Annotated in this window: 9 protein-coding genes; 7 read left to right on the top strand and 2 right to left on the bottom strand. The window is 68.6% G+C overall.

Annotation, left to right across the window (positions count from 1 at the left end; translation table 11 throughout):
* The first annotated feature begins 6 nt into the window (after positions 1-6).
* From AC3A6Y_RS01395 to gshB, 6 genes are all read left to right on the top strand, one after another.
* The gene (locus tag AC3A6Y_RS01395) at positions 7-513 is read left to right on the top strand and encodes an LPS-assembly lipoprotein LptE (RefSeq protein ID WP_487866445.1); all 507 of its coding nucleotides are present in this window, start codon (positions 7-9) and stop codon (positions 511-513) included.
* A complete protein-coding gene (gene holA, locus AC3A6Y_RS01390; protein ID WP_487866444.1) occupies positions 513-1,574 on the top strand; it encodes a DNA polymerase III subunit delta in 1,062 nt (353 codons plus the stop codon). Before AC3A6Y_RS01395 ends, holA begins: the two co-directional genes overlap by 1 nt.
* Before the next feature lie 79 nt (positions 1,575-1,653).
* On the top strand, positions 1,654-2,955 hold the full coding sequence (locus tag AC3A6Y_RS01385; RefSeq protein ID WP_487866443.1) for a glutamate-5-semialdehyde dehydrogenase: 1,302 nt from the start codon (positions 1,654-1,656) through the stop codon (positions 2,953-2,955).
* A 98-nt stretch (positions 2,956-3,053) separates the two neighbouring features.
* Positions 3,054-4,352, top strand: a complete 1,299-nt coding sequence (gshA, locus tag AC3A6Y_RS01380; protein ID WP_487866442.1) for a glutamate--cysteine ligase — start codon at positions 3,054-3,056, stop codon at positions 4,350-4,352.
* A gap of 161 nt (positions 4,353-4,513) precedes the next feature.
* The gene (locus AC3A6Y_RS01375) at positions 4,514-6,382 is read left to right on the top strand and encodes a potassium transporter Kup (protein ID WP_487866441.1); all 1,869 of its coding nucleotides are present in this window, start codon (positions 4,514-4,516) and stop codon (positions 6,380-6,382) included.
* Positions 6,383-6,526: 144 nt separating this feature from the next.
* Positions 6,527-7,468 carry a glutathione synthase gene (gene gshB, locus AC3A6Y_RS01370; RefSeq protein WP_487866440.1) on the top strand — a complete coding sequence of 314 codons (942 nt, stop codon included), beginning with the start codon at positions 6,527-6,529 and terminating at the stop codon, positions 7,466-7,468.
* A 13-nt stretch (positions 7,469-7,481) separates the two neighbouring features.
* Here the strand turns inward: gshB and AC3A6Y_RS01365 are convergent, their stop codons facing one another.
* Positions 7,482-8,246, bottom strand: a complete 765-nt coding sequence (locus tag AC3A6Y_RS01365) for a class II glutamine amidotransferase (RefSeq protein ID WP_487866439.1) — start codon at positions 8,244-8,246, stop codon at positions 7,482-7,484.
* A gap of 27 nt (positions 8,247-8,273) precedes the next feature.
* Positions 8,274-9,725, bottom strand: coding sequence for an MFS transporter (locus tag AC3A6Y_RS01360; protein WP_487866438.1), 1,452 nt, complete (start codon positions 9,723-9,725; stop codon positions 8,274-8,276).
* A gap of 121 nt (positions 9,726-9,846) precedes the next feature.
* Between AC3A6Y_RS01360 and AC3A6Y_RS01355 the strand changes: the two genes are divergently transcribed.
* Positions 9,847-11,055 (top strand): zinc-binding metallopeptidase family protein, encoded by a 1,209-nt coding sequence (locus AC3A6Y_RS01355; protein ID WP_487866437.1) that lies wholly within the window; start codon positions 9,847-9,849, stop codon positions 11,053-11,055.
* Positions 11,056-11,107: the final 52 nt, after the last annotated feature.

The raw sequence follows: 11,107 nt of genomic DNA, 5'->3' as shown, positions 1-11,107 counted from the left end.
GTGGACATGAACAGACCCATCCCCTCGCGCCGCACCCTGCTCGCCGGCGCGGCAGCCATGCTTGCGCTTGCCGGCTGCGGCTTCCAGTTGCGCCGGGCGCCGGACTTCGCCTTCAAGTCGCTGGCGGTGCCGGGCAAGTCGGCTTACGTGGTGGCGCTGCGCCGCCAGTTCCGCGCCGCCGGCAACGTCGAGCTGATTCCCGAGGAGGAGAAGGAGCGGGCCGAGGCGATCCTCGACGTCCTGTCCGAGACCCGCGGCAGCGCCGTGCTTTCCACCAACTCGTCCGGCCAGGTGCGCGAGCTGCAGTTGCGTCTCACGATGCGCATCCGGCTGCGCACGCCCGGCGGCAAGGAGCTGCTGGGCCCGACCGTGCTCGAGCAGTCCCGCGACATCACCTACAACGAAACCGCCGCCCTCGCAAAGGAAAGCGAGACCGAGCTGCTGTACCGCGACATGCAGGCCGACATCGCCCAGCAGACCCTGCGCCGGCTCGCGGCCGTCAAGAGCCTCTGATGCAGCTCGCGGCGGCCCAGCTCGAAGCCCACCTGCAGAAGGGGCTGAAGCCGCTCTACGTGATCCACGGCGACGAGCCGCTGCTCGCGCAGGAGGCGGCCGACGCGATCCGCGCCGCGGCGCGTCAGCAGGGCTACACCGAGCGCAGTTCCTACACCGTGGCCGGCGCCCATTTCGACTGGAGCGCGGTGCTGGCGGCCGGCGGCTCGCTGAGCCTGTTCGCCGACCGGCAGATCGTCGAGATCCGCATCCCCTCGGGCAAGCCGGGCAAGGACGGCAGTGCCGCGCTGCAGCAGATCGCCGAGGCGGCCGTGGGCAACGACAGCACCCTGACGCTGGTGCTGCTGCCGCGGCTGGACAAGGCCACGCGCACCGGCGCCTGGTTTGCCGCACTCGAGACCCATGGCGTCACGTTGCCCGTCGAGACCATCGAGCGCGCCGCGCTGCCGCAGTGGATCGCGCAGCGGCTGGCACGCCAGGACCAGCGCGTGAAGGGCGGCGAGGAGGGCCAGCGCACCCTGCAGTTCTTCGCCGACCGCGTCGAGGGCAACCTGCTGGCCGCACACCAGGAGATCCAGAAGCTCGCGCTGCTCTATCCCGCGGGCGAGCTCGGCTGGGAGCAGGTCGAGGCCGCGGTCAACAACGTGGCGCGCTACGACGTCTTCAAGCTCTCCGAGGCGGTGCTGGGCGGCAATCCGCAGCGGGTCGCGCGCATGCTCGACGGCCTGCAGGCCGAGGGCGAGGCCGAGGTGCTGGTGCACTACACGCTGGCCGAGGACATCCGCGCGCTCAAGCGGGTGAAGGACGCCATGTCCGCCGGCCGCCCGCTGCCCATGGCGCTGCGCGAGAACCGCATCTGGGGCCCGCGCGAGCGCACCTTCGAGCGCGTGCTGCCGCGGCTGGACGATCGCGCGCTGGCCCGCCTGCTGCGCGCCGCGCATGTGGTCGACGGCATCGTCAAGGGCTTGAAGCAGCCCGATTGGCCGGCCAGCGGCTGGCAGGCGCTGCAGCGGCTGGCGCTGATGCTGTGCCGGGCCTGTGCGGCGCCGGCGCGCGGTTGAAGCCGCCCCGGCGGCGTTGCTTTTTCAGGAACCCGGCGTTTCCATGCGCCGCCCAGTCCCGCGGGCCTCGCGTGGGAAAATGACCGCCATGAACGCCTTCAACGTCAACGAACACATGCAGGCCCTGGGGCTGCAGGCCAAGACGGCCTCCGCCCTGATGGCGAAGGCCCCCGCGGCGACCAAGAACCAGGCGCTCAAGGCGCTGGCGCGGCGCCTGCGCGAGAGCGCCGAAGCCCTGGCACCCGCCAACGCGCGCGACGTCGAGCGCGCCCAGGCCGCCGGCCTCTCGGCTCCGATGGTCGACCGCCTCAAGCTCACGCCCAAGACCATCGAGACCGTGGCGCTGGGTTGCGAGCAGCTGGCCGCCATGCCCGACGTGATCGGCGAAGTCATCGGCATGCGCCAGCAGCCCAGCGGCATCCGGGTGGGCCAGATGCGGGTGCCCATCGGCGTCTTCGGCATGATCTACGAGAGCCGGCCCAACGTGACGATCGAGGCCGCCAGCCTCGCCATCAAGAGCGGCAACGCGGCGATCCTGCGTGGCGGCTCGGAGGCGATCGACTCGAACAAGGCCCTGGCCGCGCTGGTGGGCGAGGCGCTGGCCGAGGCCGGGCTGCCGGTGGAGGCAGTGCAGCTGGTGCAGACCACCGACCGCGAGGCCGTGGGCCGCCTGATCGCCATGCCCGAGTTCGTGGACGTCGTCATCCCGCGCGGCGGCAAGGGCCTGATCGAGCGCATCAGCCGCGAGGCCAAGGTGCCGGTGATCAAGCACCTGGACGGCAACTGCCATGTGTACGTCGACGACACCGCCGAACTGGACATGGCGGTGCGCATCGTGGACAACGCCAAGACGCAGAAGTACAGCCCCTGCAACGCGGCCGAGGGCCTGCTGGTCGCAGCCTCGATGGCCGAGAGCTTCCTGCCCGAGATCGGCGCCATCTTCGCGGCCAAGGGGGTCGAGATGCGCTGCGACGCCGCCGCCGCGCGCATCCTGCGGGCCGAGGGCGCGTTGCCCCCGGGTGCCCGGGTGGTCGACGCGGTCGAGTCCGACTGGTCGGAGGAATACCTGGCGGCCGTGATCAGCATCAAGGTGGTGGAGGGCGTGGACGAGGCCATCGCCCACATCAACCGCTATTCCAGCCACCACACCGACGCCATCGTCACCCGCGACCACATGCATGCCCAGCGTTTCCTGCGCGAAGTCGACTCGGCCAGCGTGATGGTCAATGCCAGCACCCGCTTCGCCGACGGCTTCGAGTTCGGACTGGGGGCCGAGATCGGCATCAGCACCGACAAGTTCCATGCGCGCGGGCCGGTGGGGATCGAGGGATTGACCTCGCTGAAATACGTGGTGCTGGGGCAAGGCGAAGTTCGGAGCTGAAGGGCCGGGAGCAGGCGCTTGTCATCCTGGCGGGTGCCCTCAAATCCTACAATTCCACTCCACCTTTCGTCGCAGAACACGCATAACAAGGCCGCCTCATGGTTCCCCACCTCGTCACCGCCCTGACCGGCCCGATCAACGAACTGGAGCAGCGCATCCTGGACTCCATGCCGGCCATCGAGCGCTGGTTCCGGCTCGAATGGATGGAGCACACGCCGCCCTTCTACAGCTCGGTCGACATCCGCAATGCCGGCTTCAAGCTGGCGCCGGTCGACACCAGCCTCTATCCGCGCGGCTGGAACAACCTCACCGACGACATGCTGCCGCTGGCGGTGCAGGCCGCCCAGGCCGCCATCGAGAAGATCTGCCCCGAGGCGCGCAACCTGCTGGTGATCCCGGAAAACCACTCGAAGAACACCTTCTACCTGGCCAACGTGGCGCGGCTGGTGCGGATCTTCCACATGGCAGGGCTCAACGTGCGGGTCGGCTCCATCGACCCCGCCATCAAGTCGCCCAAGAAGATCGAGCTGCCGCACGGCGAGAGCGTGTGCCTGGAACCGGTGGTGCGCAGCCGGCGGCGCCTGGGGCTCAAGCATTTCGACCCCTGCACCATCCTGCTCAACAACGACCTGTCGGCCGGTACGCCGGGCATCCTCGAGGACCTGCACGAGCAGTACCTGCTGCCGCCGCTGCATGCGGGCTGGTCGGTGCGCCGCAAGAGCAACCACCTGCACAGCTACGAAGAAGTCTCCAAGCGCTTCGGCAAGCTGCTGGGCATCGACCCCTGGCTGATCAACCCCATGCACGCCCGCGCCGGCGGCGTCGACCTGGCGGAAGGCAAGGGGCTGGACGTGCTCACCAGCCACGTCGATGCGCTGCTCACCAAGATCCGCCGCAAGTACAAGGAATACGGCATCAACGAAAAGCCCTTCGTGGTGGTCAAGTCGGACAACGGCGCCGACCCCATGGGCGTGATGACGGTGCGCGACGTGAAAGACCTGGAGGCCTTCAACCATCGCGCACGCGCCCGCGGCGCCGCCGCCAACGACGAGGTGCGCGCCTCTGGCGACCTGATCGTGCAGGAAGGCGTGCTGACCAACGAGCGCGTGCATGACGGCGTGGCCGAGCCGGTGGTCTACATGATGGATCGCTACGTGGTCGGCGGCTTCTACCGGGTGCATGCGGAGCGCAGCCCCGACGAAAACCTGAACATCCCGGGCGCCAGCTTCGTGCCGCTGGCCTTCTCGGAGAGTGCGCACTTACCGCAGCCGGGCGCCAAGCCTGGCGCGAGCGCCCCGAACCGCTTCTACATGTACGGGGTGATCGGCCGGCTGGCCATGGTGGCGGCCAGCTACGAAATGGAGGCCACCGATCCGGACGCCGAGACGTACGAATGATTTCTTAATCGCCCGGTCTTGCGGCGGGTCCGGGTGGCGGCAAAATAGCGACCCCACAGCAACGCAAACCCCGAGGGCGGAGGGCGACAGGACAGGCCGCATGAGGCCGCCGAAGCGCCGGGCGTGAAGTTCACGCCGCACACCCTTGTGCATCGATTTCCGTGTCTCCCACCAAATCCTCCTCCGCCGCGCTGATCCTCGCGGCCATCGGCGTCGTCTACGGCGACATCGGCACCAGCGTCCTGTATGCGGTCAAGGAGGTGTTCGGCCACGGCCATGTGCCGTTCACGGTCGAGAACGTCTACGGCATCCTGTCGATGTTCTTCTGGACGCTGACGGTGATCGTCTCCCTCAAGTACGTGGTGCTGGTGCTGCGAGCCGACAACGAGGGCGAGGGCGGCCTGGTCGCGATGCTGGCGCTGGCCTCGCAGGCGGTGGTCGACAAGCCCCGGCTGCGCCACGTGCTGCTGGTGGTCGGCATCTTCGGCACCTCGCTGTTCTACGGCGATGGCGTCATCACCCCGGCCATCTCGGTGTTGTCGGCGGTCGAGGGCCTGGAGGTGGTGTCGCCGCACTTCAAGCACTACGTGATCCCGATCACGCTGGTCGTGCTGTTCTGCCTGTTCGCGGTGCAGAAGCACGGCACCGCCGGCATCGGCCGCTTCTTCGGGCCCATCACGCTGGCGTGGTTCCTCGTCATTGCGCTGCTGGGCGTCTCGCAGATCCTCACCCACCCGTCCATCCTCAAGGCCGTCAGCCCGCACTTCGCGCTGCGCTTCATGTGGGACAACCCGGGCACCAGCTTCATCATCCTGGGCGCAACCGTGCTGTGCGTGACCGGGGCGGAGGCGCTCTACGCGGACCTCGGCCACTTCGGCAAGCGGCCGATCCGCGTCGCCTGGTTCTCGATCGTCATGCCGGCGCTCACGCTCAACTACTTCGGACAGGGCGCACTGCTGCTGGAGAACCCCGCGGCGGTGAAGAACCCCTTCTTCATGATGGCGCCCGAGTGGGCGCTGATCCCGCTGGTGCTGCTGGCCACCGCGGCCACGGTGATCGCCTCGCAGGCGCTGATCACCGGCGCCTTCAGCGTCACGCGCCAGGTGATCCAGCTGGGCTACCTGCCGCGCCTGAACATCGAGCACACCAGCGTGCGTGCCGCGGGGCAGATCTACATCCCCTTCGTCAACTGGGGCCTGTTCGTCGCCATCGTGCTCGCGGTGGTGATGTTCCGCTCCTCCAGCAACCTGGCCGCGGCCTACGGCATCGCCGTCACCACCGACATGCTGATCACCACGGTGCTGACCTTCTTCGTGATCCGCTACGCCTGGAAGTACCCGCTGGCGCTGTGCATCGCGGCGACCGGCGCCTTCTTCGTGGTCGACTTCCTGTTCTTCGCCTCCAACCTGCTCAAGCTGTTCGAGGGCGGCTGGTTCCCGCTCGTGATCGGCGGCTCCGTCTTCATGCTGATGCTGACCTGGAAGGAAGGCCGCCGCCTCATGGGCCAGATGCAGATGGCCGAGGCCATCGACCTGCGCGGCTTCCTGGACTCGGTCTTCGTCAATCCGCCGGCACGGGTCGACGGCACCGCGGTCTTCATGACCGCCGAGCCCGGCGTCGTGCCCAATGCGCTGCTGCACAACCTCAAGCACAACAAGGTGATGCACGAGCAGAACCTGTTCGTCACCGTGCGCAACCACGAGGTGCCTTGGATTCCGATGGACAAGCGCATCGAGATGGAGGCGCTCGGCCACCACTGCTGGCAGGTGATCGTGCACTACGGCTTCAAGAACGATGTCGACCTGCCGCGCGCGCTCGAGCATACGCGCCTGCGCGGCTGCCAGCTGGAGCCGATGACCACCAGCTACTTCCTCTCGCGCGACGTGGTCATTCCCACGCTCAGCAGCGGCATGGCGCCGTGGCGCGAGAAGCTGTTCGCCCAGATGCACCACAGTGCGAGCGGAGCGGCGGGCTTCCTGGGCTTGCCGAACAACGCGGTGGTGGAGCTCGGCTCGAAGATCGAGATCTAGCCGACCCAGGGCCATGCAGCACCCAGCACCCAAACCCTTCGCCGGCAAGGACATCGGGCCTGCCTGCAAGATCGAGCAAGACGCCCGGGCCGCTGCGGCAGCAGACGCGGCCCGCCCTTCATCGAACGCCGGAAAGACATCCTGATGCACATCCTCTTCATTGCCGATCCGCTCGAGCAGTTCAAGATCTACAAGGACACCACCTTCTCGATGATGCGCGAGGCGCAGCGCCGCGGCCACAAGCTCTCGGCCTGCCTGCCGCAAGACCTGACCTGGCAGCGCGGCCGCCCCGTCGTCGCGAAGGTGCGCGAGATCACGCTGACCGGCGAAGCCACCTGGTTCCGCGAGGAAGCCGTGATCGAGCGCCCCCTGCAAGCCTTCGACCTGGTGCTGATGCGCAAGGACCCGCCCTTCGACCCCGAATACATCTACGCCACCCACCTGCTCGAGCAGGCCGAGCGCGAGGGCGCGCGCGTGATCAACAAGCCGCGGTCGCTGCGCGACCATCCCGAGAAGCTCGCGATCATGGAGTTCGCGGAGTACACCACGCCCACCCTGGTCACGCGCGACCCGGATGCGGTGCGCGCCTTTCATGCCGAGCACCAGGACATCATCCTGAAGCCGCTGGACGGCATGGGCGGCATGGGCATCTTCCGCGTGCGGGCCGACGGGCTGAACCTCGGCTCCATCGTCGAGACGCTCAACAAGCACGGCGCGGAGACGATCATGGTGCAGCGCTTCTTGCCCGAGATCACGCAGGGCGACAAGCGCATCCTGGTGATCGGCGGCCAGCCCGTGCCCTACAGCCTGGCGCGCATCCCCCAGGGCAGCGAGGTGCGCGGCAACCTCGCCGCCGGCGGCAAGGGCGTGGCGCAGCCGCTGACCGAGCAGGACCGGCGCATCGCCGAGGCCATCGGCCCGGTGCTCAACGAGCGCGGGCTGCTGCTCATCGGCCTGGACGTGATCGGCAACTCGCTCACGGAGATCAACGTCACCAGCCCGACCTGCTTCCAGGAGATCACGGACCAGACCGGCTTCGACGTGCCGGCGATGTTCATCGACGCGCTCGAGGCCGAGCTGCGCTGAGCCTCGGCCGGGCTCAGGCCCGGCGCTGCCCGTCCACGAAGGCCGCCAGCTCGCCCGGCGCGAAGGCGGTCCAGGTCTCGTTGACGGTCAGGGGCGCGGTCACCACCACCGCCACGCGGTCGTCGGGCGTGGTGTGCTCGGCGAAGTCGATGGACAGGTCCTCGTCCGACAGCTCGGCCGTCAGGAAGGGATGGCGCCGCTCGATGTACCAGAGGTTCGTCGACGCATGCGACCACAGCGCCTGTCCGTTGGAGAGCATGAAGTTGAAGGTGCCATGGCGTGCGAAGCGCGGCGCCAGCTCGCGCAGCGTGAGCGTCAGCTCATCGACCGTGGGCACGTCGGCGTGCGACTTGGCCAGCTCCTGCATGATCCAGCAGAAGGCATGCTCGCTGTCGGTGCTGCCCACCGGGTGAAAGTTGCCGTGCAGCCGCGGCCGGAAGTCCTTCAGGTCGCCGTTGTGGGCGAACACCCAGTAGCGCCCCCACAGCTCGCGCACGAAGGGATGGCAGTTCTGCAGGTTCACCGCCCCCTGCGTGGCCTTGCGGATGTGGGCAACGACGTTGCGGCTCTTGATCGGGTAGCGCCGGATCAGCTCGGCCACGGGCGACTCGCAGGCCGGCTGGTGGTCGACGAAGTGCCGCAGGCCGCGGTCCTCGAAGAAAGCGATGCCCCAGCCATCGGCATGGTGGTCGGTGCGACCGCCGCGCTGCGCGAAGCCCGAGAAGCTGAAAGTCACGTCCGTCGGCGTGTTGCAGTTCATTCCGAGAAGCTGGCACATGCGGGTGATTAGAACGCAGCGCAGGGCTCAGGGCTCGCGCTTTTCTCTTAGCTGCCACGCGGCGCAAACGGCCAGTGCGCACAGCCCGGCCAGCAGCATGAACACCTCGTCGAAGGCCGCCAGCCGCGCCGTGCTGGGGGCGGTGTTCGCCAGCGAATCGCCACGCGCGGCCAGCCGCCATTCGAGCACGATCGCGCACAGGCTCACGCCGGCGGCGCCGCCCAGCATGCGCAGAAAGTTGATCGCGCTGGACCCCTGCGCGATCAGCGGCTTCTCCAGCGGGCGCATCGACCCCAGGTTGAGCGAGGGCAGGATGAAGCCCAGCCCCACCCGTCCGATCACCGCGAAGACCGCCAGCAGCCAGATGGGGCTGTCCAGCTGCAGCACCGGCATCAGCGCGAAGGAGGCGGCCAGCAGCGCCAGGCCGATGCACACGAGCAGCCAGGTCGGTTGCCGGTCGGCCAGCCGGCCCACGCCCGCGATGGTGAGGGCCAGCACCAGCCCGGCCGGCAGCAGGATGGTGCCCACGTGCGAGGCCGACAGGTGCAGCCCGACCTGCATGTAGACCGGCAGCAGGTAGGTCGAGCCGAACAGCGCCGTGCCGTAGATGAAGGCCACCACGCTGCCCATCGCGAACTGCCGATGCCGGAACAGTGCCAGGTTCATCAGCGGCGTGCCGCCGGCCGCCGCGACGCGCCGCTGCCAGGCGATGAAGGCCCCGAAGGCCAGCCCGGCGCCGGCCAGCAGTGCCGCGGCCTGCAGCGGGGTGTCGCCGCGCAGCTGGACCAGTCCGTTCAGCAGGCACAGCGTGCCGACCGTGCCCAGCGCCAGCCCGCACCAGTCCAGCGCCCCGCTGCGCGCGGCGGTGACGCCTCCCGGCGCGGTGACCGGCACGAACTTGTAGGCCAGCCAGATCGAGGCGACGCAGAAGGGCACCACCATGAAGAAGATCGAACGCCAGCCGAACAGGTCGACCAGCACGCCGCCGATGCTGGGGCCCACGGCCGGTGCCAGCACCACGCCCATGCCGAAGATGCCGCTGGCGCGGCCCTGCTCGTGCGGCTCGAAGGCGCGCAGGATGATGATGGCCGGAATTGGCTGCACCACCCCGGCCGCCAGCCCCTCGGCCACACGCGCGGCCAGCACCAGCGGGAAGTGGTTGGCCAGGCCGCCGCTGATGCCGCCCGCCAGCAGCAGCACCATGGTGCCCACGTAGGTGCTGCGGTAGCCGTAGCGCGCCAGCAGCCAGGGCGTGGTGAGCATCGAGACCGTCATCGCCACCATGAAGCCCGAGCTGACCCATTGCGCGCGCTCCTGTCCGAGCGAGAAATGGTGGCTCAAGCCCGGGATCGCCACGTTGACGATGGTGGAGGACATGATCGAGGCCATCACCCCCACCATCACCGAAAAGAGCAGCAGCCAGCGGTAGCGCGGCCCGTAGCGGGCGCTGAGGGAGAGAGTCGGGGGCGTGTCGATCATCGTGGCGCAGCCTGTTCGGGCTGTCCTACAAGGATACGGGCATTGCACGGCCGGGCGCCGCCGCGGCCGCTCCGACAATGGCCCGTCGTTCTTCCGCAGGCCACGCAAAGAGAAGAGAGACATGGAATCCGCCACCGACGACAAGACATCCAACGGCACCGAGGCCGCCCCCACGCTGGCTGCCGAGCTGAAGGCGCCGACGGTCACCCGCGCCTACCAGTGCCAGTGCGGCCGGCCCGTGTTCCTGCGCAACAGCCAGTGCCTGGCCTGCCACACGCCGCTCGGCTACGTGATCGACCACCTGGGCGTGGTGCCGCTCGCACCCGACACGCGCGAGGGCGCCGAGCCCGACACCTTCACCCTCTTCGGCGACCCGGAAGGCAAGGCCTACCGGCGCTGCGCCAACCTGCTGACGCCCGCGGCCTGCAACTGGATGGTGCCGGCGCCGCGCGAGGGCGACGATCCGTCCTTCAACACCGACGGGCTGGTCCCCGGCCTTTGCCTGGCCTGCAGCGTCACGCGCACCATTCCCGACCTCTCGATCGAGAGCAACGGCGAGTTGTGGCGCAAGCTCGAGCTGGCCAAGCGCCGGCTGATTTCGCAGTTGCTGGCGCTCCAGCTGCCTGTGGTCACGCGGCTGGCCGATCCGGTGCATGGCCTGGCCTTCGACTTCCTCGGCAACCTCCCGGGCGGCCCGCACGTGATGACCGGCCACCAGATGGGCGTGATCACCCTCAACGCCGAGGAGGCCGAGGACGCGGTGCGCGAGCGCATCCGCGCCGAGATGCGCGAGCCGTACCGTACCCTGGTGGGCCATTTCCGCCACGAGATCGGCCACTATTACTGGGACCTGCTGGTCCAGCCCACGCATTGGCTCGAGCCCTTCCGCGAGCTCTTCGGCGACGAGCGTGCCGACTACGCGGCGGCGCTGCAGGCGCATTACGAGAGCGGCCCGCCGCCCGACTGGGCCAACCGCTTCGTCACCAGCTACGCGAGCTCACATCCGTGGGAGGACTGGGCCGAGACCTGGGCCCATTACCTGCACATGGCCGACACCGCGGATACCGCGATGAGCTTCGGCGTCGATGCGCAAAACGTGGAGCTCACCAGCGACCTGTTCGAGCCCTCGGACCTGTGGCAGCCCGAGCATCCGAAGGCCGCCGAGTTCCTCGACTTTCTCAACGGCTGGGTGCGGCTGACCAACGTGCTCAACGAGCTGTCGCGCAGCATGGGCCAGCCCGACTACTACCCCTTCGTGCTGCCGCGCGTGGCGGTGGGAAAGCTGCAGTTCATCCACGAGGTGATTTCGGAGCAGCGCGCCGGCTGCTAGCCATAGGCCCATGGACTTGCTTCCTCTCCCTTGGGGAGAGGGCGGGGGTGAG

The organism is Variovorax sp. Soil_C_17, assembly GCF_057657265.1.
Note: the sequence above shows the minus strand (reverse complement) of the source record. Positions and strands in the feature narration are given on the sequence as shown.